The organism is Dyella sp. OK004, from assembly GCF_900114495.1.
Taxonomy (GTDB): Bacteria; Pseudomonadota; Gammaproteobacteria; order Xanthomonadales; family Rhodanobacteraceae; genus Dyella_D.
Genome location: NZ_FOZI01000001.1, coordinates 365,753 through 391,099 on the forward strand (window position 1 = coordinate 365,753; position 25,347 = coordinate 391,099).

Below are 25,347 nucleotides of genomic sequence, written 5' to 3' on the forward strand. Positions count from 1 at the left end.
GAAATCCCCCACCCTGTTGCCGTGGGACCTTGCCGGGACTATGTTGCCAGGGCGCATACCGCAACAGAGGATCTGTGCGGACGCACTGGGGAGCGAGATGCGGATACTGATCGCGGACGACCATCGACTGATTGTTGAGGGGGTCAAGCTCAAGCTCGCCGAGCTGGGGCCAGACGTCGAGTTCGCGGAAGCGATGGATGTGGAGGAACTGCGCCGCGCCATTCACGGCGACGAAGCTGACAGCTTCGACCTGGCCCTGGTCGACCTGGCCATGCCGGGCGGACACGGCACGGCGCATCTGGCCGAGATCATCGAGACCCTGCCGCGACTACGGGTGATCGTGCTGTCCGGCTCGGAAGAGCCGACACTGATGAAAGAACTGCTGGGGATGGGCGCCCACGGCTTTATTCCCAAAGCCTATTCGCCCGAAGTGATGCTCTCCGCTGTGCGCCTGGTGCTTTCCGGCGGCACCTATGTGCCGCCAATGATGCTGGAAGAAAACCATGTGGCCACGCAGGCTCCGACCAGCTTCGGTGGCACGCTCGCGGAAGCCTCACGCTCGCTGGAGGAGCGCCTGCGCAAGCTGCTCACCGAACGCCAGATCGATGTGCTGCGGCTGCTTTCTCAGGGCAAGCCCAACAAGCTGATCGCCCGTGATCTGGGTATCAGTGAAGGCACGGTAAAAATCCATCTGGCAGCGATTTTCCGCGCACTCAACGTGCGCAACCGGGTCGAGGCGGTGGTCGCCTCACGCCGCATCAGCGGTATCTGAGCATCCCCCCTGAGGCCAGGATGGCCGTGCCGAGGGTCGCAAGAGATCCACGCGGCAGTACTCCCTATCCCTGCATGGCGTATGCTTCGGCAGCCATCCGGGGAGACGAAGCTTTGCGCAGGGGATGGGCCGCCGACGTCAGGTGCCGTCGCGCATCGTCAGGTGCGCTGGGGTTGGTCTTGCGTGCACTGTTGGCGACACTGCTAACCCTGTCCGGATGGACCGCATGGGCCGCGACGCCCGGTACCGAACGACCGCTGACCTTTGGCATCCTTCCCATTGGCGGGCCTTCCGAATCACTGGAAGCGTGGCGCCCCTTGCTGGACGACATGGGGTACGCCCTTCACCGTCCGGTGCGCAGCGTTTCGGTCAGCACCTACGAGGGTCTGGCCCAGGCGCTGACGGAGAATCGCATCGACCTGGCGTTCGTCTCCGGCAAGCTCGCACTCGACGCCGTAAGCCGCGACCAGATGCAGGTGATCGCCCAGCTCACCCGCGGCGACGGCTCGCATGGTTATTACTCCGTTTTGCTGGTGGAAAAGAATTCGCCCATCCACAGCCTGGACGACGTCTTCCGGCGTGCCGGGCGCTGGCGCTATGCGCGCGGCGAGGCGTTGTCGGTGTCCGGTTACGTGGTGCCGGAGACTCAGCTGTTCGCCAACCGCAAGTTGGATTCGGACACCTTCTTCGCCAGCGTCACCGTGGACAACCACCAGAACAACGCGCTGGCGGTGGCAAACAAGGAAGCCGACATCGCCACCAACAACACCGCCGACCTGGAACGCTTCGCTACGCACTTCCCAGAGCAGTACGCGCGACTGCGGATCCTGTGGACCTCCAGCCTGATTCCGCATGCGGTAGTGATCATGCGCACCGACCTTGCCCCGGAGCTGCGCCAGCGCGTCACCGCTTTTATCACCGGCTATGCCAAGGGCAAGAACGCCACAGCGGAACGGGCCAAGCTCAAGCTGATTCACGACATCAGCGGCTTCGCGCCCGCCGGCAACGAGACTCTGGTGCCCTTCGCCGACATGGCCTACACGCTGGAGCGCCGTCGCGCGCTCAGCGCGCAATGGGTCAATGACGCTGCACTCAATGCCCGCCTCAAGAAGCTCGACGGCGATCACGAAGCACTGGTGCACCAGCTGATCGCCTCTCCGCAGCCGTAAAACGCATAGCGCTTCGGTGGTATGGCACCCGCGCCTGATCGGGTCAATCATGCTTATTCCGTGTGACCCGCGATCGACCCCGCCCCTCGCCACGCCCGCAACCTGCCGGGAAAGGATGCTCAGCACCCTTCCACTACGCAGGAGACTGCCATGGCTTTGGACATGAACAAGCTCAACGACTTCGTCGGCAAGTTCGTGCAGGACTTTGGTGCCTCACTACACGCCGGCACGGTGGTGATCGGTGAGTCGCTGGGGCTGTACAAGGCACTCGCCGAACACCCGATGACGCCGGCCGAACTGGCCGGCAAAACACACACTGACGAACGCTATGTGCGTGAGTGGCTCAGCGCGCAGGCGGCCAGTGGCTACGCCATGTATGACCCCGCGACGCAGCAGTTCAGCCTCAGCGAGGAACAGGCGTTCACGCTCGCCGACGAGAACAGTCCGGCTTATCTCCCCGGTGCGTTTCTCGCTTCATTGGGTGCGCTGAAGTCGGTACCGCAACTGATCGATGCCTTCCGTACCGGCGCCGGCTATGGCTGGCATCAGCACGACGCCTGGTTGTTCCACGGCACCGAGAAATTCTTCCGCCCGGGTTATGCCGCGCACCTGGTATCGGAATGGATACCTTCGCTGGACGGCGTCGAGGCCAAGCTGAAAGCCGGCGCGACGGTGGCCGATGTTGGCTGCGGCCACGGCGCGTCGACCCTGCTGATGGCGCAGGCCTATCCGGCCTCGCGCTTTGTCGGCTACGACTATCACGGACCATCGATCGAATGGGCCAGCCGTGCCGCCGAGCGCGCGGGTGTGGCCGACCGCGTGCGTTTCGAGGTGGCGGCGGCCAAGGCGTATCCGGGCGAGGACTATGACTTGGTGGCGGTATTTGATTGCCTGCACGACATGGGCGATCCGGTCGGTGCGTCGCGTCATGTGCTCGACTCACTGAAACCCGATGGCACCTGGATGATCGTCGAGCCGTTCGCCAACGACGCGCTGCAGGACAATCTCAATCCCGTGGGGCGCGTGTTCTATTCCGCCTCCACCATGATCTGCACGCCGGCCTCGCGTGCGCAGGAGGTAGGGCTGTGCCTGGGTGCCCAGGCCGGCGAGGCGCGCATGCGCAAGGTGGTAACCGAGGGTGGCTTCCGGCGCTTCCGGCGTGCCACTGAAACGCCGTTCAATTTGATTTACGAAGCGCGACCGTGAAGTGCCGCGCAGGTGACGATGGTCTGCACCGTCGCCTGCGCCCGTCGATGCGGATTACTTGCCGCCCATGTCCTTGATGTTCATCACCGTACCGTTCGGCATGACCATATCGCCCGGCTTCTGCCCGGCGGCGCATGAGCCAACCCAGCGACCACTGCTGCTCACCGTGGCCTCGGAGCGCCCCATTACCGCAGGGTCGTACTTGATGTGGCCTTCGGTCTTGTACGACGTACTGCCGTCGAAGACGGTCTCGCTATGACTTGTCATGGTGACGTTGCCCTGCGGACCGGGGATCGAGCAGACGCCATCAGCCAGCACCGTGCTGCCCTTTACGTTGAGCTGGTACTTGCTGCACATCGAGCCGCTCATCTGCGCACCCATCTGGTACATGGTCTGGTCGGTCGCTTCGTCCACGCACAGCTTCACGACCTGCGGCTGGCCGCCCATCCCGCTCATCTGCATTTCCCACTGACCGGGCTTGCGCTTGGGCAGGTTGGACGGCAGCTCGACCGCCAGCGCGGTACCGGCGAGACAAAGCATGGGCAGGACAAGCAGCAGACGGAAACGAGCGGACATGGCGATCTCCCTGGTGACGATGCGGGCAGCCCATGGCGGGCCACAGGCCGCTCAAGGTAGCGACAAAACGTGACGGCGTCATGCGGACGGGTAACCGGCCCTACCCCATTCGCTCTATATCCGAGATAGCTAGTTCAAAGAGCGTATCGAACCCCCGCGCGGACTCTCCTAGAGTGCATGCAAGGTGCCAGGGACGGCAGACAGCGCTTGCGCGCCCTACCCCGCAACGACAGCCAAGGCAGCGTCATGCCGAAGACTTGTGCCGTCACCTTGCATCGACCCGCCTTGCCCGCTTCGCCCGCCGGGACGGCCGCCCCGCGTTACATCCCGGGAGGCTGAGCGCATGGATCCGCGAACCAAGCTCCTGCACCGCCTGTTTCTCGATGCGGTATTACCGGTGACTCTCGCCGCCCTGGCTCTGGTGCTGGCCTTGACCGCGCAGGTCGCCAACGTGCAGGGCGAACGCCTGGACGCCCAGCTGGCCTGGCGCATCGAACAATTGGCCGGGACGATCGCGGCTGGCATTGACGCACCGCAACCTTTGCTCGACGCCGCCCTGCGCGAAGGCGGCCTGCGACATGTCGAACTGCAGCATCCGGATGGTCGCCGCTGGAGCAGTGGCCAACCGGTAGCCGACCAGCAGAGCGGCAACTACCGGCGCGCTCTTCCCGCGATCGGTGGCGGCCATCCTGCCTTGACCATGCAGGCCGACCTGCAGCCCTTACGCCGCGCGCAGACCATGACCTGGCTGCTTGGTGCGCTGTGCGCCGCAGGCGTGCTGCTGTTGGCATGGATGGCGCGCTGGACACTGCACCGCCAAGTCACCCAGCCTCTGCAGAAAGTGCAAGGCATGCTCGATGCCTGCCTGGACGGGCTACCCCTGCCGGCAAGCAGCGCCGGCTTGCCGGAAGCGTTCGCTCACATCGAGCAGGCTCTGCCGGTACTCGCCGGACGACGTGAGCAGACGTCACTCGCACTCGATACCCAGGATGCGCGCCAGAACCAGGCCGCCACACACAGCAAGGCGCGTTTCATCGCACTGGTGAACCATCACTTCCGCCAGCCGTTGCAGGCCTTGCAGCTGTTCACCGCAAACCTGCATCCCAGCGCCGATATCGACCAACAGGCGCTGCTGACGCATATGCGCGCCAGCATTGCCTCGATGACCCGGCTGCTGGATGCGCTGCTGGAAATGTCGCGACTGGATGCCGGCGTGGTGACGGTGAAGCCGGTGGAGTTCAGCGTCACCGACCTGTTCCTGCATGACCGCCAATGGCTCAACGAGGAGGCCTCCCGCCGTGGCGCGACCGTGATCTGGCACGACAGCCACCATCACCTGCAGGGTGATGCGGAACTGGCCGCCAGCCTACTTCTGCAGCTCGCCAGCAACGCCATCGCCAACGCACCGCTGGGGCGTGTGTTGATCGCGGCGCGGCGGCGCGGCCGGGCGATACGCATCGAGGTGCGCGACAACGGCCCCGGCATCGCCGCCGATCAGCAGCAGCATATCTTCGAGGAATTCGTGCAATTGCCGGCTGCCGAGGCGCTGCGCCGCGATGGCTACGGATTGGGCCTGGCCATCGGCGACCGGCTGGCGCGCCTGCTCGGCACCCGCATCGGCCTTCGCTCGGAGCCTGGCCGGGGCAGCACCTTCTGGTTCGATCTGCCTGAAGCGCCGGTCGCGGAACGCAGCCAGGCACCGCGTGGCCGCAAGCCCACTCCCATCTGGCGGCGTGCCAGCTGACCACCACAGCGAGCGCTAATCATCCGGCTCCATGCTCCGCGCCACCTGCCATTACCGGCTCTGGAGCCCGCAATGAAAGCCTCTCCTATCATGCTTGCTGTCCTTTCCGCCCTGCTGCCAGCCATCGGCTCGGCAGCCTCCACACCTGCGGGCCACGCTGTGCCCGCCTATACCATCCAGCAGCGCCATGAGCTCGGCGGCGAGGGCGGCTGGGATTACCTCAGCCTCGATCCCACGACACATCGCATCTTCATCGCCCGCAACGATCGCGTGATGGTGGTGGATGCGAATACCAGCAAGCTCGCGGGCGAGATCTCCGGCATGCAGCACGCTCATGGCGTGGCGCTGGCGACGGCGCAGCGACGTGGTTACGTGAGCAATGGCAAGGGCGACAACGTCAGCGTCATTGATCTCGATGCACTGAAAGTCGTGGGCCAGATTCCGCTGAGCGGCAAGAACCCGGACGCCATCGTGTTCGATGACGCCAGCGGCCACGTGCTGACCATGAACGGCCACAGCAACAACATCAGCGTGATCGATCCCGCCGCGGGCAAAGAGCTGAGCACCATCGCCCTGTCCGGCAAACCGGAGTTCGCGGTGAGCGATGGCAAAGGCAATCTCTATGTGAACCTGGAAGACACCAGCCAGCTGGTGCACGTCGACCTGAAAGCCGGCAAGGTCGCGCATACGTGGCCCCTGGCACCTTGCGACTCGCCTAGCGGCCTCGCCTTCGATGCCGCCAACCAGCGCTTATTCTCGGTATGCGACAACCAGCTGATGGTGGTGACCGATGCGCGCGACGGCCATCAGGTTGCCAAGCTGCCGATCGGCAAGGGTCCCGATGCGGCGGCGTTCGATCCGCAGGCGAAGCTGGTCTTCAGCTCCAACGGCGAAGGTACGTTGACCGTAGTTCGCCAAGACGATGCGGATCACTACACCGTCGCCGCGAACGTGCCCACGCAGAAGGGCGCACGCACCATGGCGCTCGATGCGCAGCAACATCTTGTCTATCTGGTCGCCGCCAATCCCGCGGCCAAGGGTGCGCCTGTGACCGGTTTCACCTTGCTGGTGGCTGGTTCGCACTGAGCCAGCACACGCGCTGCCGCAAGCACAAAAAAAAGCCCGCCTGGATCAAACCAGGCGGGCTTTGCATTGGTGGGTCGTCCGAGATTCGAACTCGGGACCAATAGATTAAAAGTCTACTGCTCTACCGACTGAGCTAACGACCCGGCATCAAGCTAAGCCCGCAATTTTAAGGTCTGCGGGCCTGCGACACAACCCAAGCCGATTCAAACGTAACGCGTCGGATCGGGCAGCCCCGCCTCGCGGAAGCCCTGCGCGCGCAGGCGGCAGGCATCACAGTGACCGCAGGCGCGGCCTTGTGCATCGGCCTGGTAGCAACTGACGGTCTCGGCAAAATCGACCCCAAGGCGCAGTCCTTCCCGTGCAATGTCGGCCTTGCTCATGCGCATCAGCGGTGCGTGGATGCGGATGCCCGCGCCTTCCACACCGGCCTTGGTCGCCACATTGGCGAGCTGCTCGAAAGCCTCGATGAAGGCGGGGCGGCAGTCCGGATAGCCGGAGTAGTCCACCGCGTTGACGCCACACCAGATGTCGCTGGAACCGAGCACTTCGGCCCAACCCAGCGCGATCGACAGCATGATGGTGTTGCGCGCCGGCACATAGGTCACCGGAATGCCTTCGCCGCCCTCCTCGGGTACGTCGATATCCGCGGTGAGCGCGGAGCCGCCGATAGAACGCAGGTCGGCGTGCACGGTCTTGTGCTCCACCGCGCCGAGCAGACGCGAGACGCGCGCGGAGGCTTCCAGCTCGGAACTGTGACGCTGGCCATAGGCCACGCTCAGGGCATGCACTTGATAGCCCTGCTCGCGGGCGATAGCGATGGTGACTGCCGAATCCATGCCTCCGGAAACGAGGATGACGGCCTTGCGGGGAGAAGCTTCGGACATGAGTGATATCCACACTGGAGTCAGGCCGATCACCGGCCGGAAAGCGCCACCGGCAACACAGGCCGGCGCGCGTGAAACAGGCTACGACGGCTCGCCGTGCAGCAACGCCCCCGCATGCGGGAGGCGTGATCCATCAATGACCCGGTGCGTCGTTCCATAGCAGCTTGTGCAGCTGCAGTTGGAAACGTACCGGCAATTTGTCCTCGATGATCCACTCGGCCAGCTCGCGCGGCTGCACTTTGCCGTGCACCGGCGAGAACAGCACCATGCAGCGGCGATCGATGGCGTGTTCGGCCACGACACCGCGCGCCCATTCGTAGTCGGCGCGGCTGGCGATCACGATCTTTACCTGGTCGTGCGGCAGCAGGTGATCGAGATTGGACCAAAGGTTGCGCTTGCTCTCGCCGGAATCGGGCGCCTTTAGATCCATCACCTTGCGCACACGCGGATCGACGACGGAAACGTCGAGCGCACCGGAAGTTTCCAGCGACACGTCGTAGCCGGCATCGCACAGGCGCTGCAGCAGGATCAGGCAGCGTTTCTGTGCGAGCGGCTCGCCGCCGGTGACGCAAACATGCTTCGCGCCATGCGTGGCGACTTCGGCGAGGATGTCGTCGATCGCCTGCCAGTCGCCGCCGTAGAACGAGTACTCGGTGTCGCACCAGACGCAGCGCAGCGGGCAGCCAGTGAGGCGCACGAACACGGTGCGCCAGCCGATCGCGTCGGCCTCACCCTGGATCGAATGGAAGATCTCGGTGATGCGCAGGCGCTCGGCCACGGCCGGTGTCGACGTGGTGGGCGCCACGCTCGCGTTACTGCCACTCACCACACAAACCTCAGTTGGCCGGCTGCAGCTGCAGCCGGCGCAGGCGCTCCTGGGCCAGGCTGGCAGCCTTGGAACCCGGGTACTTGGTGGTCACCGACTTAAGCGTCGCCTTGCCCGCATCGCCCTGCTTCAACTCCAGCTGGCTGTAGCCGAGCTTGAGCATGGCGTCGGGCGCCTTGTCGCTCTGCGGGAACTGGCTGAGCAGGCGTTGGAAAGCTTCCAGCGCAACCGGGTAGTTCATGGTCACGTAGTAAGACTCGCCCAGCCAGTAGTACGCGTTCGGCGTCAGCGGGCTGTCCGGATACTGCTGGATAAAGGTGCGAAAACCACGCGAAGCCTGCACATAGTCACCGCCACGCAGCGACTTGAAGGCCGCGTCATAAGCGGCCTGCGCACCCGCCGCGTCGGCAGCCGGAGCTGCACTTGCCGCCGCCGGAGCAGGCTTGCCGCCCTTGCTTTTGGCGGCATCAGCCGCCGGAGCCGGAGCTGTCGTAGGCGCCGGCGTGCCCGAATTTGTTGCCGGATTGGCGCCAGCATTGGCAGCGCCAGCGTTACCAGCGGCGGCACCTGCTGCGCCACCGCTTTCAAGACGCCCAATACGTGAATCGAGATCCACGTATTGCGCCTTGTTCTTGTCCTGGAGTTCCTGCGCCTGATGCTGCAGTTCCTCGATCTGGCCTTGCAGTTGCTGCACCTGCGCCTGCAGTTGCTGCATCTGGTTGACCATGCCGACGCCGCCCTGGTCCTGGTTCTGCGCCTGCTGCTCGAGCCGCGAAACGCGGTCGGCCAGACTGAGGCGGGAATCCTGGGCCATCGCCGGCAGGCCAAAAAGCATGGCGGACGCAATTGCGCCCGCCATGCCAAGCCTGGCTGTGAAGCTGTTAGCCAGTCGCTTCGTCATGCTTACTTCGCCGTGTAGACGATCTCGACGCGACGGTTCTTGCTCCAGCAGTCCTCGTTGTGCTCACGGCACACCGGCTTCTCTTTGCCGTAGCTGATCACGTTGAGCTGGCTGGCCGAACCACCGGCAGCGGTCAGCGCGCTGGAGACGGCATTGCCACGACGCTCGCCGAGGCCCAGGTTGTACTCGCGGGTACCGCGCTCGTCCGTGTTGCCTTCCAGACGGACCTGGGAGGTCGGACGGTCCTGCAGGTACTTGGCGTGGCACGCCATGATCTGCTGGAACTCCGGCTTGATCTCGGTCTTGTCGAAGTCGAAGTAGACGACGCGCTGACGCAGGCACGCGTCACGGTCCAGATCTTCCGGGGTGTACTTGCCGGCGCCAGTGGCCGGAGCCTCGGTCACAGGGGTCTGCTCAGCCTGCGGCTGCGGCTTGACTTCCTGCTTCTTGGAGCAAGCGGCCGCGCCAACACAGAGCAGGGCGACCAGAGCGACGCGAACGGTCTTATTCATGGTGGACGTTCCTTCAAACGGGTTTGAGTTCCGACAGTCAATAACGATTGCGGTTACAGGACAGTGATCGCCGGTGGACCGGCTGTTATTTTGACACCTTGGCGCCGGCAGCGCGCTGCTCTGCCCTGCCGGCCTCACCAGCCAGGGCCGCGAAGCCCGGTCGGTGACTGGACCGACAGCCAGGCCAAGGCCCATCCTGTCGACCCTAATCGTTCGGCCGCGACGCTTGCGCGCCGCAGCCACAAAACTCAACGCTGCCGGTACGGGCCCCAGGACGGTTCGCGCACATCACCATCGGAAAGTACGAGGCGCTGGCGAACCTGACCGTCGGCCGAGACGGCATACAAAACACCGCGACGTCCTTCGGTTGCGGCGTACAACAGCATGCTTGCATTGGGTGCAAAGCTCGGGGACTCGTCGATCGGGCCCGGCGAGAGGAAGCGCACCTGCCCACCCAGACTGCGGTCCATGACCGCGATACGATACACGTTCCCGTTGCCCTGCACCATGGCGATCTGCTTGCCGTCATAGCTGACGTCGGCGCTCAAGTTGTTCTGGCCCTGGAAGCTGATGCGGGTGGCACCGCCGCCCGAGGCGGGCATCTGGTAGATCTGCGGGCGACCCGAGCGATCCGAGGTGAAGTAGATGCTCTGGCCGTCCGGCGACCAGACCGGCTCGGTGTTGATGGACAGGGTCTTGGTCAGGCGGGTTTCCTGGCGGCTACCGACATCCATCACGTAGATCTCGGGGTTGCCCGAGTACGACAGCGAGATAGCCAGCTTGCTGCCGTCCGGCGACCAGGCCGGGGCGCTGTTGATGCCGCGGGGACGGGCCGATACCAGCTGGCGCGAGCCAGTGGTGATGTCCTGCACATAGATGGCCGAGTTGCCACTTTCGAAGGACACATAGGCGATCTTCTTGCCGTCCGGCGACCAATGCGGCGACAGCAACGATTCGCGGGAACGGGCCACTACCTGCGGGTTGTAGCCGTCCGAGTCGGCCACGATTAGCGCGTAGGTAGTGTTGTTACCCAGGCCGACCGCGGTGATATAGGCGATGCGAGTCCAGAATGCGCCACGCACACCGGTGATCTTTTCATAGATCTGGTCGGCGATCTGGTGGGCCACGCCACGCAGGTCGCCGGCCGGGGCGGTGAACGCCTGGGCCAGCAGGCTCTGCTGCTTGTTGACGTCCCACAGTTCGTATTCGACGCGCAGCATGCCGCCGCCGGCATCACTGATGCGGCCGATGGTGAGGAAGTCCTGCTTGAGCAGACGCCAGGTCGGGAACTTGATGTCCGAGCCCTTGGACGGGGTCTCGACGATCTCGCTCTTCGCCAGCGAGCGGAATTTGCCCGAGCGGTTGAAGTCGTTGCGAATGACGTCGGCCACGTCGGTGGGCAGCGGTGCGCCGCCCGCCTGGGCGAACGGCACCACGGCGATCGGGGTGGCGGTCTTGAGGCCACCGACGATATCGACGTTGAGCGACTGGGCTGTGGCCGTACCGGCAAACAGGGCCGATACGGACAACAGGACGGATGCGAAGACAGAGCTCAATTTGCGCATGGGCTGATCACTGCGGCCTGAAGGTGAAATCAATATTGCGTTTGAACACGCTCTCGAAGCCCTTGTAGGGCAGCGGCTGAGCGCGCAGCACGGCGTTCTCGATAGAACGCTTGCCGGCATCATCGTAGGGGCAGGCTGAATCGACCTTGGCGCTCATGACGTCGCCGCCCGGCAACTGCACGATGTGCACCACGCATGGCGTGCTCGGCATGTTATCCGGGCGGAGCCAATTCTGCGTGACAGCGTTCTGAATCGCGGCCTGGTATTGCGCCAGCAGGCTGTCGGGGCCATTGGTGCCCGTCTGGCGCTGCTCCGCGTTTGGCAGATTGGCTTCGCCATTGTCCTGAGCGTTCTTCAGCTCTTCCATCTGCTGCTTGGCCTGTTTGGCCCTGTTCTCCAGTTTCGAGCGCTGCGAGGCAGCCGCATCCATCTTGGCGAACAGCTCATCGAGCTTTTGCTTCTCTTGCTTCTGCTTGGCCGCCTGGGCGTCCAGTTCGGACTGGCGCTGGCGCTGTTTTTCTTCCTGCTCGCGCTTGGCGTCCTCCGCCTTCTGCAAGGCGTCGGCCACGACCCTTTCCTGATCCTTGGTGTCTGGATGCTCGGGCGGCGGCGGCAAGGTCTTCACCACGGGCGCCTGCTCCTGCGGTGTCGGCGGCGGCACCGTGGGCGGTGGCGGTGTGGAGTCCGGCACCGGCTTAGCCTTCTGGGCCTTCGGCGGCGGCGCACCGGTGGGGCCGATCAGGGTGGCCTCGATGATCTGGCCTGGCAACTCCAACGGCTTGGCACAGGCAATCGGATTCCAGCCCGCTGGCAAATGCAGGGTCTCAAACAGACTCTCGTAGAACGAGCACGGCACAATCGCCAAAGCCAGGAAGGCCACGATGCCCAGATGGAGAACGGCGGAAAGAATGACCGCCTTGGGCGTGCCTTTACGGTCGTCCATGCTTCCCGCTCGACTCGGGCTGGCTCATCAGGCCGATCTTGGACACCCCGGCCTCCTGCAGGATCGGCAGGATCAGATACACCTTGCCGTAGTTGGCCCGCTCATCGCCGGCCACCAACACCTGCAGCTCAGGGTTCGCCTTCTGATAGGCGGTGATGCGCGCTTTGAAGTCGTCGGCGCTGACCGGCTCGCGCTTGGACCCTTCCGCACTGAGGTAGATCTGGCCGGCCTCGTCGACCGAGACCACCACCGGGTCCTTCTTGTCCTTCAGCGACTTGGCCTGGGTCTGCGGCAATTGGATATCGACGCCGAGATTCATCATGGGCGCGGTGACCATGAAAATGATCAACAGCACCAGCATCACGTCGATATAGGGAACGACGTTGATCTCGGACTTGAGCTTGAAGCGCTTGTGGCGCATGGAACTACGCATCGCCATGCCCTCAGGCCGTCGCGTCGTCGGTCTGGATCTGACGCTGTAGCACGGAGGAGAACTCCTCCTGGAACACTTCGTAGCGCGAGGCCACGCGATCGACCTTGTTGGCGAAACGGTTGTACGCCCACACCGCCGGAATCGCGGCGAACAGACCCATGGCGGTAGCGATCAGCGCCTCGGAGATGTGCGGCGCCACCACGGCGATGGTCACGTCCTTCATTTCGCCCAGGCCCTGGAAGGCGCCCATGATGCCGATCACGGTGCCGAACAGACCCACATAAGGACTGATCGAACCCACGTTGGCGAGGAACTCGAGGTTGCGCTCCAGGCGACCGATCTCGCGGGTGCCAGCCACGCGCATGGCGCGCTCGGAGCCCTCAATCACCACGCGCATGTCATGCGTCTTGCGCTGGCGCTGACGGGCGAATTCGCGGAAGCCGGATTCGAACACCGTCTCCATGCCGCCGCCGATAGCGCCGCGGTTGCTCACCTCACGGAACAGCTGGGCCAGGTCGGCACCGGACCAGAAACGCTCCTCGAAGCCTTCGGCCTCGTCCATCGCGGTGCGCAGCTGCTGGTGCTTGCGGATGATGATCACCCAGGACAGGAAGGAGAACACCAGCAGCACGAGCAGCACGAGCTGCACCAGGATGCTCGCTTCCGCGACGAGCTTGAAAATGTTCAGTCCACCGTTCATTGCTTGAGCGTTCTCCGCCGCGGGTTATTTATGTGGGGGTAGGCCAGGAATCATCCCGGCCGGAATCTGGGCCGGGCGCATGCGACGGATGTCTACGCACGCCACGCGCACCTGCGCGCGGATCAGCTGCGTACCGTCGGCCCGGCTGATCGTCTGGGCGAAGAGGATACTGGCAGCGCGCCGCTCTTGGACCGCGACTGTTACGCTCAGTTCATCGTCTAGCAGGGCCGCCCGCAAGAAATCGATCTGCATCTCGCGCACCAGGAAGGCCAGGCCGGTGGTCTCTTTGACAGCCGACTGGTCGATGCCCTGCGCGCGCAGCCATTCCGTGCGGGCCCGCTCCATGAAACGCAGGTAGCTGGCGTGGTAGACCACGCCACCCGCATCGGTGTCTTCCCAATACACGCGAACCGGCCAGCGGAAGCTGTCCGGGGCGGACGACGGGGTGGCTTCAGACATCGGATTCGCCCGCAGTGAACAGATCGGCCGGCTGTGGCTGACGCGGTGGCGGGGTCAGCCCCAGGTGGCGCCAGCCCTTGGCGCTGGCCATGCGCCCGCGCGCACTGCGCACCAGAAAGCCTTGCTGGATCAGATACGGCTCGACCACGTCCTCGAGGGTGCCGCGATCTTCGCTGAGCGCCGCTGCCAGCGACTCCACGCCCACCGGTCCGCCGTCGAAGTTCTCGATGATGATGGTCAGCAGGCGCCGGTCCAGCTCGTCGAAACCCTCGGCATCGACCTTCAACATATCCATCGCCGCCTGCGCCGCCGCGCGGTCGATGTGGCCGCCTGCACGCACTTCCGCGTAGTCGCGCACCCGGCGTAGCAGACGATTGGCGATACGCGGCGTGCCGCGCGAACGGCGGGCGATTTCCTGCGCGCCTTCCGCATCGCAGGCAATACCGAGGATGCGTGCCGAGCGGCGCACGATCGCCGTCAGCTCTTCGGGTGTATAGAACTCCAGACGCTGCACGATGCCGAAGCGGTCGCGCAACGGCGCTGTGAGCAGGCCAGCGCGGGTGGTTGCGCCGATCAGGGTAAACGGCGGCAGGTCCAGCTTGATCGAGCGCGCGGCCGGGCCTTCACCGATCATGATGTCGATCTGGAAGTCTTCCATCGCCGGGTAGAGCACTTCCTCCACCACCGGCGACAGACGATGGATCTCGTCCACGAACAACACGTCATGCGCTTCGAGGTTGGTCAACAGTGCAGCCAAGTCGCCAGCACGCTCAAGCACCGGACCCGAGGTGGAACGCAAATTCACGCCCAGCTCGTTGGCGATCACATGGGACAGCGTGGTCTTGCCCAAACCAGGCGGCCCGAAGATCAGCACATGATCCAGCGCCCCACCCCGCTTCTTCGCCGCCTCGATATAGATCGACAGCTGCTCGCGCACCGCCTGCTGGCCGAGATACTCGGCGAGCCGCTTGGGACGGATCGATGCCTCCAGGGCCTCGTCGTCCATCTGTGCGGCGGCGGTGATGATGCGGTGTTCGGTCATGCCGCGCATTATGGCAGGGCCGGGCGCTTGTAGGAGCGCACCCTGTGCGCGAAAGCCCTGCGCGAGCAGGGCTGCTTTGCCATATGAGGAAGAAAGAACGGCCCTGCTCACGCAGGGCTTTCGCGCACAGGGTGCGCTCCTACCTAGATCTCTACCTGCGCACCCAGCTCGATCAGCCGGTTGCCGGGAATCTGGAAGAAGGCCGTGGCCGGCAGCGCGTTGCGGGCCATGAAGGCGAACAGCTTGTCACGCCACAACGCCATGCCCGGCCGGCGATCGTCCGCAATGATGGTTTCGCGCGACAGGAAGAACGTGGTGTCCATCATGTCGAACGGCAGGCCGCTGCGCGAACATTTGGACAGAGCCTCGGGAATATTGGGATCCTCGGCAAAACCGAAGCGCAATTCCAGGCCATAGAAATCGTGACCGAGCGAAGTGATGTGGATACGTTCGTCTGCATCGGCTACCGGCGTTTCCAACATATCGACGGTTAGCAGCACATTGCGCTGATGCAGCACTTTGTTGTGCTTGAGGTTGTGCAGCAGCGCGTGCGGCACGGCATGCTGGTTGGCAGTGAGGAACACCGCCGAACCCGGCACACGTAACGGCGGATGGTCACTGACATTCTCGATAAATGGCGCCAGCGCCAGACCGGACTGCTTGATCTCGCGCACCACCAGCTCGCGGCCACGACGCCAAGTAGTCATCACGATGAACACACCTACGCCAAGCACCAGCGGGAACCAGCCGCCGTATTCGATCTTGATCAGGTTGGCGCCGAGGAAAGCCAGATCGATGGTGAGCAGCAGGATGCCGGCCACCGCCACCGTAATGCGGCTCCACTTCCATTGATAGCGCGCCACCACCAGGGCCAGGATGGTGGTCGTGACCATGGTACCGGTCACCGCGATGCCATAGGCCGCGCTCAGATTCTCCGAGCTACGGAAACCGAGTACGGCCAGCAGCACCATCACCAGCAGAAACGCGTTCACCCACGGCACAAAAATCTGCCCTGACATCTCGCGCGAGGTATGCACGATCGGCATGCGCATCGAATAGCCCAGCGCCATCGCTTCGCGCGTCATCGAGAACGCGCCGGAGATCACCGCCTGCGAGGCGATCACCGTAGCCAGGGTGGCCAGGCCGATCATCGGATACAGCAAGGCCTGCGGCACCAGCTTGAAGAACGGGTTATCGATGGCCTCGGGGTGCGAAAGCAGCAAGGCACCCTGACCGAAATAGTTGAGCACCAGCGCCGGCAGCACAAAGCTAAACCATGCCAGGCGAATCGGCTTCTTACCGAAATGCCCCATGTCGGCGTACAGCGCCTCGGCACCGGTCAGTGCGAGCACCACGCCACCCAGTGCGATAAAAGCCTGCAAGCCATGACTGATGAAAAACTTCACGGCATAGGTGGGATCGAGCGCATGCAACACCTGCGGATTGACCGCGATCATGCGCACGCCGAACAGCGCGATCACCACGAACCAGATCACCATCACCGGACCAAACAGCCTGCCCACGCGTTCGGTGCCATGCCGCTGCAAGGCGAACAAAAAGAACAGGATCACCACCGAGGTCACCGGCACCACCCAGTGCGGCAAGTCGGGGATGGCCACCTTCATGCCTTCTACCGCGGAGAGCACCGAAATGGCCGGCGTGATCACGCCATCGCCATAGAACAAAGCGGCGCCGAAAATACCGAGGATCGCCAGGATCCAGCGCATGCGCGCATCGCCTCTAGCACTGCGCAGCGCCAGCGCGAGCAGCGCCATGATGCCACCCTCGCCCTTGTTGTCGGCGCGCATGATGAACACCACGTACTTCAGCGAGACCACGATGATCTGGGCCCAGAAGATCAGCGACAGCACGCCGAAGATGCTCTCCGGCGTCGGCTTCATGCCATCGTGGCTGAGCGTGGTCTGCAAGGTGTACAGCGGGCTGGTACCGATGTCGCCGTAGACCACACCGATGGCACCTAGCGCCAGAGTGGCCAAGCGTCGCTTGGTCTCAGTGTCGGCGCTGCCATGCATGGAGGCTGGATTCACGTCAGTTTCCTAATGCGGCGCGCAGCGCCTTGCGGATGATCGATTCGGCGCTGTCGCCTTCGGCGGCGACTTTCTGCACCAGACGCGTCACCTCGGCGGGCTTGTAGCCGAGCTGCTGCAAGGCCACGGTAGCCTCGCCGGCCGGATCGAGCGGCGCGCCGTTCGCCTTGGCGGAAGCGCCTGGCAGGCTCATCGCCAGGCCATCCACGCGATCACGCAGCTCCACCACCATGCGTTCGGCGGTCTTCTTGCCGATACCGGGAATCTTGGTCAGTGCCACCACGTCGCCCGCCTGTACCAGCCGCGCAAAGTCGCTGGCGGAAACGCCGGACAGCACCGACAGCGCGATTTTCGCGCCGATGCCGCTCACCTTCTGCAGATTGCGGAACAGCGCGCGCTCGCTATCGTGCAGAAAGCCGTACAGCGCCACGCTGTCTTCCTTCACCGCGTAATGGGTGAGCAGGGTCACTTCCTTACCGGTGGCCGGCAAGTCGTAGATGGTGGACATGGGCGCTTCCAGCTCATAGCCGACACCACCCACTTCGACCAGCAACCATGGCGGCTGCTTGGAAACCAGAATGCCGCGCAGGCGACCGATCATCGGCGGCGCCTCCAGGCGGTGCGCGGAATCCCCACGCGCGCCAGGCTGGCACGGGTATGCGCATGGGTTACCGCGATGGCCAGCGCGTCCGCGGCATCCGCCTGCAACGGCCCCTTGAGGCCGAGCAGCACGCCGATCATGTGCTGTACCTGGGTTTTGTCGCCGCGGCCGCTGCCAACCACTGCCTGCTTTACTTCTGTCGCTGCGTATTCGTGCACCACGATCCCCTGGCTCACCACCGCACAGATCGCGGCGCCTCTCGCCTGCCCCAGTTTCAAGGCCGAATCGGCATTGCGCGCCATGAACACACGCTCGATGCCGCACTCGTCCGGCCGATGCGCGGCGATGATGGCACACAGCTCGTCAAAGATGCGTTTCAGGCGCAGTGGAAAACTGGCCTCGCCGGCCACCGCCAGCGCGCCATGAAAAACATGAGACAACTTCCCGGTCGCATCGACCTCGATGATGCCCACGCCGGTGCGCTGGCTGCCGGGGTCGATGCCGATGATGCGGGTCATGAGCGTGTGCTAGCCACGGGCCGCAATGGCCCGTGCGGACTTAGCCTACGGCCTCGGCCGGAAGCAGCGCGTTGTGCGAGACCTCGCTCACATCGTCCAGCGCGTCGAGCTTGTCGAGCAGCGTCTGCAGGGCCTCGACGTTCTCGGGCGTCACCGCTACGCGATTGTTCGGGCGCATGGTCACGCCTGCATGCTCGGCATGCAGGCCGGCAGCGATCAAAGCCTGCTGCACCGACTCGAAATTTTCTGGCGCGCAGATCACCGTGCTCTCGCCATGCTCATTGATGACATCGTCGGCACCGACGTCTAGTGCCGCTTCAAGCACCTTTTCTTCCTGTGATTCATTGCCGCCAGTGGCGAACACCAGTTCACCGCAGCGGGTGAACTGGAATGCCACCGAATTGGTGGTGCCCAGATTGCCGCCGTTCTTGTTGAGCACGGCGCGCACGTCGGCGACGGTGCGGGTTTGATTGTCGGTGAAGCAGTCGATGATCAACGCGATGCCGCCCGGACCATAACCTTCGTAGCGCAGTTCTTCCGCCGCGCCACCATCCGCACCGGAGCCGCGCTTGATCGCGCGCTCGATGGTGTCCTTGGTCATGTTGGCCGACAGCGCCTTGTCCACCGCCGCGCGCAGGCGCGGGTTGGCGGCCGGATCGGCCACGCCGGCGCGGGTGGCCACCGTGATCTCGCGGATCAGCTTGGTGAACACCTTGGCGCGCTTGGCGTCTTCGGCGTTCTTGCGACCTTCGATGGACGGGCCTCTACCCATGGCGTGTTCCTGAACCTTTGCGTACGGACAAGGGGCGGATTTTATCCCGTTCGCCCGGAGGGCTGGCAAGCCGGCCAGATTCCAGAGGATTGCTCACCCGGGGCGGTCTGCCACGGAAGTCGCGACGCGATCGAAGCGCCCCTGGTGCAAAAACCGGGCAATTTGCCGTGCCGCGTCGGCCGAAAACAGCAAGCCCGTATGGTTGGCCTCAACCACGCAATGGGCGGCGATACCCGGCAACTCCGTCTCCGCCACTGCCACGGTTCCGTCATGTTCGCCCGCCAGCGGCTTCAGTATCGCGCCCAGCCCGATCGGCAGGCGGCCGGCGATCACACCCACTTCGCGCGCGCCCGTCCATTGATCGAAGCCATGCTCAAGCAGGCTGCGATTGTGCCCAAGCAGCGCCATGCCGCCGCGTCCGCCCAGATCCGCGAACGCCCGTGCGGCCGCGCTGCCCTTCAACGGCGAACCAAGACAAACAATGCGGCCCGGTGGCAGCGGCGCCTCTTCAGCGCAGGCGCGTAGTGCGAGCAGACCGCCCAGACTGTGTCCCACCAGATGTACCGAACCTACGTCCGGCGCCAGTTCCTGCATGCGCGCGTGCAGGCGGCCGAGGATGCGCTCCTGCGTCGCCGCCACACTCATATAGTCGAAGCGATGCACACGGAATCCCGCCTCCATCAGCCGGCGATGCAGCATGACCAGCGCGAAACCGCGCATCCACAGGCCATGCAACAAGATCACGTGATCGGTCATCGAAAAGCCGGTGAGGGAGAGGAGAAACAAGGGAGCAGCACGATAGGCAGGCTTACTCCCAAGGAGCAAGCCTGCTCGTCACAAAACCAGCCGTTTCCCGATGCCGTGGCGCCTTAGCCGTGAAGCTTGTCCGCGGCAGCAATCCGCACATGCAGTTCTTTCAGCTGCGGCTCGGAAACCATCGACGGCGCGTCGGTCATCAGATCCTGCGCGCTGGTGGTCTTGGGGAAAGCAATCACGTCGCGGATCGACTCGGTACCGGCCATCAGCGCAGCAATGCGGTCGATGCCAAAAGCCAGGCCGCCATGCGGCGGCGCGCCGAACTTCAGTGCCTTGAGCAGGAAACCGAACTTCACTTCCGCCTCTTCCGCACTGATGCCCAGCAACTCAAACACCGCACTCTGCATGTCAGGGCGATGGATACGGATCGAGCCACCACCGATCTCGGCGCCATTGAGCACCATGTCGTAGCCGCGGCTCACCGCATTCGCCGCGTTCGCGCGCAACTCGCCGATGTCGTCGACCTTGGGCGCAGTGAACGGATGATGCAGGGCGACGAAGCGCTTTTCTTCCTCGTCGTATTCAAACATCGGGAAGTCGGTCACCCACAGCGGCTTCCAGCTGTTCTCGACCAGGCCGCGATCCTTGCCGACCTTCAGGCGCAGCGCGCCCATGAAATCGGTGACCGTCTTCCACTTGCCCGCACCCACGAACACCATGTCGCCGCTCTGCGCACCCGTTGCCTTGAGCACCGCGTCCAGCGCCGTGTCATCGAGGAACTTCGCCACCGGCGAGTTGATGCCCTCGCGCCCCTTGGACAGATCGTCGATGCGCAGCCATGCCAGGCCCTTGGCGCCGTACTTGGCCACGTATTCGGTGAGCTGGTCGATTTCCTTGCGGGTCAACGTGCCGCCGCCCGGCAGGCACAGCGCCGCAACGCGACCGGCCGGATCGTTGGCCGGCTCGGCGAACACCTTGAACTCCACCTGCTTCAGCGCGTCGGCCACATCGACCAGTTCCAGCGCAATGCGCAGGTCCGGCTTGTCGGAACCGAAGCGACGCATCGCTTCCGCCCAGGTCATGCGCGGGAAGGTCTCGGCCAGTTCGACGCTCTGCACTTCCTTGAATACGTGGCGAATCAGTTCCTCCACGAAATCCTGCACGTCCTTCTCTTCGACAAAGGCGAACTCAAGGTCAAGCTGGGTGAATTCCGGCTGGCGATCCGCGCGTAGATCTTCGTCGCGGAAGCAGCGGGCGATCTGATAGTAGCGGTCGAAACCGGCCATCATCAGGATCTGCTTGAACAGCTGCGGCGACTGCGGCAGCGCGTAGAACTGGCCTGGATGCACGCGGCTCGGCACCAGATAGTCGCGCGCGCCTTCCGGCGTGGCCTTGGTGAGAATCGGCGTCTCGATATCCTGGAAACCGCGCGCGTCGAGGTAGCGGCGCAGTGTCTGCACCAGCTTGATGCGGGTGCGCATCATGCGCTGCATCTCGGGACGGCGCAGGTCGAGGTAGCGGTAGGTCATCCGCATGTCCTCGTTGGGATTCTCGTGCAGCGCGAACGGCAGATCCTTCGCGGCGTTGAGCACTTCTACCTTATCGGCCACCAGTTCGACCGTGCCGGTCTTGAGCTTGTCGTTCACCGACAGACGCTTGCGGATGGTGCCAGTGACGCGCAGGCAGTACTCGTAGCCGATCCCGCCGGCCACGGCGAATGCGTCGGCGTTCTCGCGCTCCACCACCACCTGGGCGATCCCTTCGTGGTCGCGCAGGTCGACAAAGGCAACGTGGCTTTGCAGGCGAAGGGTGTTGACCCAGCCGCACAGGGTGACGGTCTGGCCGACCAGCGCCTCGTCGATGAGGCCGCAGTAATGCGTGCGCATGCGCTTGGAACTCCGGGCCGCCGCGGCGGCATGAGACATGGAAAAGACCCGGAATGTTAACACCGCGACGGCCGAACGCCGTCGCCCGGGGCCGTGCGGCCCCGGGCCATCAGACGCTTACCAGCGCCGGTCGACCGAGAAGATGCCGCGGCAACCGTTGTCCACCCACACGCCGGCGCGGTTCCAGCCCCAGTTGTCGCCCTCGCGGCAACGGGTGTCCGATATCTGGCGGACCAGGCGCACACGGCCATTGCGGCCCACGTCGACCTGGCACAACTGATAGCGGCTGCCATTGCTATCGCAGCGCAACTGGATCTCGCGATTCCAGTCCGGACCCGGGCGCCAGCCGCCATCATCCTGGCGGCCGTTGCCCCAGCCGGGCCGGTCATCATCATCCCGATCCGGGCGCCCACCGCCCCAGCCACCGCGCGCCGGCAGGAAGTTGGCGCGACAACCGCCGGTCACCCAGACCGAGCCATCGTCGGCACCCCAGCTGCGGCCCCGGACGCAGTCCGCCTTGGACAGCTGCTGCACCATGTCCGAAGGCCCGCGCCACGGCACCGGGCAGCGGGCCGGGCGGCCGTCATCGCCGGCGCAGTAAACCGCCTGCGGCTCGCGACCGCCCCATTGGGCCTGCGCGGGCGAAGGCGTCATCCAACCCAGGCCGGCAACACCTACCGCCACCATTGCCCATAGCCCCCTGCTCATCGCGCTCATCGTCGTCCACCAAGTGTTGAAGGTGGCGTCACGCTACCGGAACTCAGGCAACCGGAATTGAATATTTTGCGATCCGGCCACCATGAACTTGCGACCGGTAGGACATCATTCAGTCGCTGCTGCCGGAGCTACCGGAGCTACTGGCAGGTGCCGGAGCGGGTGCCGCAGCAGGCGCTGGAGCGGGTGCCGCGGCGCTCGGCGCCGCGCCGGCGTCACCGGCCAGGTTGCGCTTCTTGTCGCCGTCCTTCTTGAAGTCGGTTTCGTACCAGCCGCTGCCGGCCAGGCGGAACGACGGGGCGCTGAGCTTGCGCTGCACCTTGGGCACAGCGCACACCGGGCAGTCCGTCGGATCGGGGTCGGACAGCTTTTGCAGACGGTCGAAGCGGTGGCCGCAGCCGCCGCATTCGAATTCATAGATCGGCATGGAAACTCCAGTACTTGCAGGCCGGCGTGCACACCGGCAATCCACCATTATCGAGTCAGCCGGCGGGATTTCAACGCCCCGGGGAACCTCGAAAACACCCCCTCGCCCACGGCCGCACGCCACCTCCCGCAGGAGCCTGCCTCGCACTTGGACGTCTAGACGGCTATTGACGCGACAACTCCACGGGGTCTAGCCTGCCTTTGCTGCATCACAGCATCACTGGGGAGTTCGGATGTACCAACTACACCGTCACATCGCACCGACGTCGCTTTCGCTCGCACTGCTGCTAGCCCTTGCCGCCGGCGCACACGCACAGGACGCCACGCCCGCGCCCGCCGCCGACAAGGCCAAGAACCTCGGCCCCGTCATCGTTACCGGCACGCGCGCCGACAATCGCACCGAGAGCAGTTCGCTGACGCCGATCGATGTGGTCTCGGCCAAGGTGCTGCAGGAAACCGGTACCACCGAACTCACCACCGCGCTCGCGCGCATCATTCCCTCGCTCACTTTCCCGCGCCCGGCGGCCGCCGACACCGCCGACTCGCAGCGCCCCGCGCAGCTGCGTGGCCTGTCGCCCGACCAAGTGCTGGTGCTGGTGAACGGCAAGCGCTGGCATCCCGGCGCGATCCTGCTTACCAACGGCGTACTCGGCCGTGGCTCGCAGGCGGTCGACCTCAACACCATCCCGATGGCCGCCATCGATCACATCGAAGTGCTGCGCGACGGTGCTTCGGCGCAATACGGCTCCGACGCCATCGCGGGCGTGATCAACGTGGTGCTCAAGGGCGGCGCCAAGGGCGGCTCGGTCGAACTCGGCGGCGGCCAGTATTCGGCCGGCGACGGCCGGCTGTGGCAAGGCTCAGCCAACTTCGCCCTGCCGCTCAACAACGATCAGGGCTGGCTGCGCTTCACCGTGCAGAACGGTCATCAGGATTACACCAACCGCGCCGGTCCCAACCGCACGCGTGCGTGGGAAGGCACCACGCAGCGCTACGGCGATCCGGTAGTGGGCGACCACAACCTGTTCCTCAACGGCCAGTACAACATCACGCCGGCCGTGGAGCTGTACGCCTTCGGTCACATCGGCAAGCGCGACAGCACCTCGCCCGCGTTCTTTCGCAACCTGGCCAACAGCAACTCGGTACCCTCGATCTATCCCAACGGCTACCTGCCGCTGGAGAACTCCGATTCGCTCGACCGCTCGCTGGTACTCGGCGTGCGCGGCAAGACCAGCGGCGGCTGGCGCTGGGACGTCAGCGCCAACTACGGCGGCAACCGCGTTTCCTACGCCACCAACCAGAGCGTGAACCGTGCCTTCCTGCACGACTTCGGTTACAGCCCCACGAGCTTCCACGACGGCATCCTGTCCGCCTCGCAGCAAGCCTTCGACGTGGACATCGCCAAGGAGTTCTCCACCGGCTGGCTGCCGAATCCGGTGACACTCGCGTTCGGTGCGGAATACCTGCGCCAGACCTACAAGATCGTCGCGGGTGACCTGCCCTCGTACTACACCGGCACCTCCGGCGTATCCGGCGGCGCCCAGGGTTTCGGCGGCTTCCAGCCTGCCAACGCCGGCGCGCATGCACGCCATGACGTGGCCGAGTACATCAGCCTGGAAACCAATCTCACCGACAAGCTGGGCAGCTCGCTCTCGGTGCGGCATGAGAACTACTCGGACTTCGGCAGCACCACTTCCGGCGCACTGGCCGGCCGCTACGACTTCACCGACCGCTTCGCGCTCCGCGCCAGCGCATCGACCGGCTTCCGCGCACCGTCGCTGGCCCAGCAGAATTACTCGTACATCTCGTCACTGTTCTTCGGTGCCGGCAATTCGCTGGGCCTGCCGCCCGGCATCTACAACACAGGCATCGTGCCCTCGACCAGCCAGGTAGCAACACTGCTCGGCGGTCAAGCACTCAAACCGGAGAAGTCGCACAACTACACCGTAGGCGCGGTGTGGAACCCGATCGACCCGCTCAACATCAGCATCGATCTGTACCAGATCACCATCGATAACCGCATTGTTCTGTCCAGCAACCTGGCCACCAACTCGGCCAAGGTGCACAACTATCTGGTCGCCAACGGCGTCACCAATCTCAACTACAGCGGCATCGCCTACTTCACCAATGCGGTGAACACGCGCACGCGTGGTGTGGACCTAGTCGGCAGCTACCGCTTCGACCTCGGCAACTACGGCACGCTGCAAACCACGCTCAGCTACAACTACAACAAGAACAAAGTCACCGACGTCAAGGCGAATCCGGCGATCCTCAACACACTTGGCCTCAACCTCAAGCGCATCGACCGCCGCGACCAGTACGGCCTGCTCGCCGACACCACACCGCGCAGCAAGCTGATCCTCAACGGCCTGTACAGCATCGATCGCTGGAGTGTGAGCGGCACCTTGACCCGCTACGGCAAGTTCACCTCGTACAACTCAACCAGTGCGCAGTTCGACCAGACTTTCGGCAGCAAGTGGCTGCTGGATCTGGCAGTGAACTACAACCTCGACCGCTGGACCTTCAGCCTCGGTGCGGACAACGTGTTCAACACCTATCCGGATCGGGTGATTCCCGCCAACGACAATAGCGGCACCTTGCCCTATTCGGTGTTCTCACCGTTTGGCTTCAACGGCGCCTATGTCTACGGCAAGGTGGCTTATCGCTGGTGATGGAAGTGTTGGGCTATCCCGACCTGGTCGCTTATGCAGCGGGCATTTCGGACGCCTGCCGGCGCCCGAGTCACTTTCTCTTTGCTGACCCAAAGAGAAAGTAACCAAAGAGAAATGGTCTAAAGAGCGCGGCGTG

25 protein-coding genes and 1 tRNA gene are annotated in these 25,347 nt (G+C 64.2%); 6 read left to right on the plus strand and 20 right to left on the minus strand.

Annotated features, from left to right (window positions below):
• The first annotated feature begins 97 nt into the window (after positions 1-97).
• The 3 genes from BM338_RS01610 to BM338_RS01620 all read left to right on the plus strand — a co-directional run bounded on the left by BM338_RS01610 (position 98) and on the right by BM338_RS01620 (position 3,147).
• The gene (locus tag BM338_RS01610; protein ID WP_090449030.1) at positions 98-772 is read left to right on the plus strand and encodes a LuxR C-terminal-related transcriptional regulator; all 675 of its coding nucleotides are present in this window, start codon (positions 98-100) and stop codon (positions 770-772) included.
• Between the two features lie 179 nt (positions 773-951).
• Positions 952-1,941, plus strand: coding sequence for a phosphate/phosphite/phosphonate ABC transporter substrate-binding protein (gene phnD / locus BM338_RS01615; RefSeq protein WP_255367159.1), 990 nt, complete (start codon positions 952-954; stop codon positions 1,939-1,941).
• 150 nt (positions 1,942-2,091) lie between these two features.
• Positions 2,092-3,147 carry a class I SAM-dependent methyltransferase gene (locus BM338_RS01620; protein ID WP_090449032.1) on the plus strand — a complete coding sequence of 352 codons (1,056 nt, stop codon included), beginning with the start codon at positions 2,092-2,094 and terminating at the stop codon, positions 3,145-3,147.
• A gap of 54 nt (positions 3,148-3,201) precedes the next feature.
• Here the strand turns inward: BM338_RS01620 and BM338_RS01625 are convergent, their stop codons facing one another.
• A complete protein-coding gene (locus BM338_RS01625) occupies positions 3,202-3,723 on the minus strand; it encodes a DUF3617 domain-containing protein (RefSeq protein WP_090449033.1) in 522 nt (173 codons plus the stop codon).
• Between the two features lie 343 nt (positions 3,724-4,066).
• Here BM338_RS01625 and BM338_RS01630 point away from each other — a divergent pair, with 343 nt between their 5' ends.
• On the plus strand, positions 4,067-5,467 hold the full coding sequence (locus tag BM338_RS01630; RefSeq protein ID WP_090449034.1) for a sensor histidine kinase: 1,401 nt from the start codon (positions 4,067-4,069) through the stop codon (positions 5,465-5,467).
• 72 nt (positions 5,468-5,539) lie between these two features.
• Entirely contained in the window at positions 5,540-6,553 is a 1,014-nt protein-coding gene (locus tag BM338_RS01635; RefSeq protein WP_255367160.1) for a YncE family protein, read from the plus strand.
• A 67-nt stretch (positions 6,554-6,620) separates the two neighbouring features.
• On the opposite strand, the gene BM338_RS01640 is transcribed toward BM338_RS01635, so the two are convergent.
• The 19 genes from BM338_RS01640 to BM338_RS01730 form a co-directional block, all read right to left on the minus strand.
• Positions 6,621-6,696: transfer RNA gene (locus tag BM338_RS01640), tRNA-Lys, on the minus strand.
• Positions 6,697-6,756: 60 nt separating this feature from the next.
• Positions 6,757-7,437: a 7-cyano-7-deazaguanine synthase QueC gene (queC, locus tag BM338_RS01645; RefSeq protein ID WP_090449035.1), complete on the minus strand. Its 681-nt coding sequence runs from the start codon at positions 7,435-7,437 to the stop codon at positions 6,757-6,759.
• A gap of 133 nt (positions 7,438-7,570) precedes the next feature.
• Complete coding sequence (gene queE, locus BM338_RS01650; RefSeq protein WP_255367161.1) at positions 7,571-8,263, minus strand: 7-carboxy-7-deazaguanine synthase QueE; 693 nt, start codon at positions 8,261-8,263, stop codon at positions 7,571-7,573.
• Positions 8,264-8,273: 10 nt separating this feature from the next.
• Positions 8,274-9,164 (minus strand): tol-pal system protein YbgF, encoded by an 891-nt coding sequence (gene ybgF / locus BM338_RS01655; protein WP_177229197.1) that lies wholly within the window; start codon positions 9,162-9,164, stop codon positions 8,274-8,276.
• A gap of 2 nt (positions 9,165-9,166) precedes the next feature.
• Positions 9,167-9,676 carry a peptidoglycan-associated lipoprotein Pal gene (pal, locus tag BM338_RS01660; protein ID WP_090449036.1) on the minus strand — a complete coding sequence of 170 codons (510 nt, stop codon included), beginning with the start codon at positions 9,674-9,676 and terminating at the stop codon, positions 9,167-9,169.
• Between the two features lie 248 nt (positions 9,677-9,924).
• Complete coding sequence (gene tolB / locus BM338_RS01665; protein WP_090449037.1) at positions 9,925-11,241, minus strand: Tol-Pal system beta propeller repeat protein TolB; 1,317 nt, start codon at positions 11,239-11,241, stop codon at positions 9,925-9,927.
• A gap of 7 nt (positions 11,242-11,248) precedes the next feature.
• On the minus strand, positions 11,249-12,184 hold the full coding sequence (locus tag BM338_RS01670) for a TonB C-terminal domain-containing protein (protein ID WP_090449038.1): 936 nt from the start codon (positions 12,182-12,184) through the stop codon (positions 11,249-11,251).
• Positions 12,171-12,617 (minus strand): protein TolR, encoded by a 447-nt coding sequence (gene tolR / locus BM338_RS01675; protein ID WP_090450059.1) that lies wholly within the window; start codon positions 12,615-12,617, stop codon positions 12,171-12,173. Before tolR ends, BM338_RS01670 begins: the two co-directional genes overlap by 14 nt.
• Positions 12,618-12,627: 10 nt before the next feature.
• Entirely contained in the window at positions 12,628-13,317 is a 690-nt protein-coding gene (gene tolQ / locus BM338_RS01680) for a protein TolQ (RefSeq protein ID WP_090449039.1), read from the minus strand.
• A 24-nt stretch (positions 13,318-13,341) separates the two neighbouring features.
• Positions 13,342-13,776: a tol-pal system-associated acyl-CoA thioesterase gene (ybgC, locus tag BM338_RS01685; RefSeq protein ID WP_090449040.1), complete on the minus strand. Its 435-nt coding sequence runs from the start codon at positions 13,774-13,776 to the stop codon at positions 13,342-13,344.
• Positions 13,769-14,818, minus strand: coding sequence for a Holliday junction branch migration DNA helicase RuvB (gene ruvB / locus BM338_RS01690; RefSeq protein ID WP_090450060.1), 1,050 nt, complete (start codon positions 14,816-14,818; stop codon positions 13,769-13,771). The genes ybgC and ruvB overlap by 8 nt, the downstream gene beginning before the upstream one ends.
• A 143-nt stretch (positions 14,819-14,961) precedes the next feature.
• Positions 14,962-16,851, minus strand: a complete 1,890-nt coding sequence (locus tag BM338_RS01695; RefSeq protein WP_090450061.1) for a potassium transporter Kup — start codon at positions 16,849-16,851, stop codon at positions 14,962-14,964.
• 16 nt (positions 16,852-16,867) lie between these two features.
• A complete protein-coding gene (gene ruvA, locus BM338_RS01700; RefSeq protein ID WP_090449041.1) occupies positions 16,868-17,467 on the minus strand; it encodes a Holliday junction branch migration protein RuvA in 600 nt (199 codons plus the stop codon).
• The gene (gene ruvC / locus BM338_RS01705; protein ID WP_090449042.1) at positions 17,464-17,985 is read right to left on the minus strand and encodes a crossover junction endodeoxyribonuclease RuvC; all 522 of its coding nucleotides are present in this window, start codon (positions 17,983-17,985) and stop codon (positions 17,464-17,466) included. Before ruvC ends, ruvA begins: the two co-directional genes overlap by 4 nt.
• Positions 17,986-18,025: 40 nt before the next feature.
• The gene (locus BM338_RS01710) at positions 18,026-18,757 is read right to left on the minus strand and encodes a YebC/PmpR family DNA-binding transcriptional regulator (RefSeq protein WP_090449043.1); all 732 of its coding nucleotides are present in this window, start codon (positions 18,755-18,757) and stop codon (positions 18,026-18,028) included.
• 93 nt (positions 18,758-18,850) lie between these two features.
• Complete coding sequence (locus BM338_RS01715; protein WP_090449044.1) at positions 18,851-19,513, minus strand: alpha/beta hydrolase; 663 nt, start codon at positions 19,511-19,513, stop codon at positions 18,851-18,853.
• Positions 19,514-19,626: 113 nt separating this feature from the next.
• Entirely contained in the window at positions 19,627-21,399 is a 1,773-nt protein-coding gene (gene aspS / locus BM338_RS01720) for an aspartate--tRNA ligase (RefSeq protein WP_090449045.1), read from the minus strand.
• Between the two features lie 117 nt (positions 21,400-21,516).
• Entirely contained in the window at positions 21,517-22,116 is a 600-nt protein-coding gene (locus tag BM338_RS01725; RefSeq protein WP_090449046.1) for a DUF3011 domain-containing protein, read from the minus strand.
• Between the two features lie 109 nt (positions 22,117-22,225).
• Positions 22,226-22,540, minus strand: a complete 315-nt coding sequence (locus BM338_RS01730; RefSeq protein WP_090449047.1) for an FmdB family zinc ribbon protein — start codon at positions 22,538-22,540, stop codon at positions 22,226-22,228.
• Between the two features lie 232 nt (positions 22,541-22,772).
• On the opposite strand from BM338_RS01730, the gene BM338_RS01735 reads away from it, so the two are divergent.
• Positions 22,773-25,211, plus strand: coding sequence for a TonB-dependent receptor plug domain-containing protein (locus BM338_RS01735; protein WP_090449048.1), 2,439 nt, complete (start codon positions 22,773-22,775; stop codon positions 25,209-25,211).
• The last annotated feature ends 136 nt before the right edge of the window (positions 25,212-25,347 follow it).

What these genes read in the sequence shown, in the direction of transcription:
- BM338_RS01610 (WP_090449030.1), top strand. Translation starts at nt 98, where the DNA reads ATGCGGATACTGATCGCGGACGACCATCGACTGATTGTTGAGGGGGTC.
- BM338_RS01620 (WP_090449032.1), top strand. Translation starts at nt 2,092, where the DNA reads ATGGCTTTGGACATGAACAAGCTCAACGACTTCGTCGGCAAGTTCGTG.
- BM338_RS01625 (WP_090449033.1), bottom strand. Translation starts at nt 3,723, where the DNA reads ATGTCCGCTCGTTTCCGTCTGCTGCTTGTCCTGCCCATGCTTTGTCTC.
- BM338_RS01630 (WP_090449034.1), top strand. Translation starts at nt 4,067, where the DNA reads ATGGATCCGCGAACCAAGCTCCTGCACCGCCTGTTTCTCGATGCGGTA.
- BM338_RS01635 (WP_255367160.1), top strand. Translation starts at nt 5,540, where the DNA reads ATGAAAGCCTCTCCTATCATGCTTGCTGTCCTTTCCGCCCTGCTGCCA.
- queC (WP_090449035.1), bottom strand. Translation starts at nt 7,437, where the DNA reads ATGTCCGAAGCTTCTCCCCGCAAGGCCGTCATCCTCGTTTCCGGAGGC.
- ybgF (WP_177229197.1), bottom strand. Translation starts at nt 9,164, where the DNA reads ATGACGAAGCGACTGGCTAACAGCTTCACAGCCAGGCTTGGCATGGCG.
- pal (WP_090449036.1), bottom strand. Translation starts at nt 9,676, where the DNA reads ATGAATAAGACCGTTCGCGTCGCTCTGGTCGCCCTGCTCTGTGTTGGC.
- tolB (WP_090449037.1), bottom strand. Translation starts at nt 11,241, where the DNA reads ATGCGCAAATTGAGCTCTGTCTTCGCATCCGTCCTGTTGTCCGTATCG.
- BM338_RS01670 (WP_090449038.1), bottom strand. Translation starts at nt 12,184, where the DNA reads ATGGACGACCGTAAAGGCACGCCCAAGGCGGTCATTCTTTCCGCCGTT.
- tolR (WP_090450059.1), bottom strand. Translation starts at nt 12,617, where the DNA reads ATGCGTAGTTCCATGCGCCACAAGCGCTTCAAGCTCAAGTCCGAGATC.
- tolQ (WP_090449039.1), bottom strand. Translation starts at nt 13,317, where the DNA reads ATGAACGGTGGACTGAACATTTTCAAGCTCGTCGCGGAAGCGAGCATC.
- ybgC (WP_090449040.1), bottom strand. Translation starts at nt 13,776, where the DNA reads ATGTCTGAAGCCACCCCGTCGTCCGCCCCGGACAGCTTCCGCTGGCCG.
- ruvB (WP_090450060.1), bottom strand. Translation starts at nt 14,818, where the DNA reads ATGACCGAACACCGCATCATCACCGCCGCCGCACAGATGGACGACGAG.
- BM338_RS01695 (WP_090450061.1), bottom strand. Translation starts at nt 16,851, where the DNA reads ATGCATGGCAGCGCCGACACTGAGACCAAGCGACGCTTGGCCACTCTG.
- ruvA (WP_090449041.1), bottom strand. Translation starts at nt 17,467, where the DNA reads ATGATCGGTCGCCTGCGCGGCATTCTGGTTTCCAAGCAGCCGCCATGG.
- ruvC (WP_090449042.1), bottom strand. Translation starts at nt 17,985, where the DNA reads ATGACCCGCATCATCGGCATCGACCCCGGCAGCCAGCGCACCGGCGTG.
- BM338_RS01710 (WP_090449043.1), bottom strand. Translation starts at nt 18,757, where the DNA reads ATGGGTAGAGGCCCGTCCATCGAAGGTCGCAAGAACGCCGAAGACGCC.
- BM338_RS01715 (WP_090449044.1), bottom strand. Translation starts at nt 19,513, where the DNA reads ATGACCGATCACGTGATCTTGTTGCATGGCCTGTGGATGCGCGGTTTC.
- aspS (WP_090449045.1), bottom strand. Translation starts at nt 21,399, where the DNA reads ATGCGCACGCATTACTGCGGCCTCATCGACGAGGCGCTGGTCGGCCAG.
- BM338_RS01725 (WP_090449046.1), bottom strand. Translation starts at nt 22,116, where the DNA reads ATGAGCGCGATGAGCAGGGGGCTATGGGCAATGGTGGCGGTAGGTGTT.
- BM338_RS01730 (WP_090449047.1), bottom strand. Translation starts at nt 22,540, where the DNA reads ATGCCGATCTATGAATTCGAATGCGGCGGCTGCGGCCACCGCTTCGAC.
- BM338_RS01735 (WP_090449048.1), top strand. Translation starts at nt 22,773, where the DNA reads ATGTACCAACTACACCGTCACATCGCACCGACGTCGCTTTCGCTCGCA.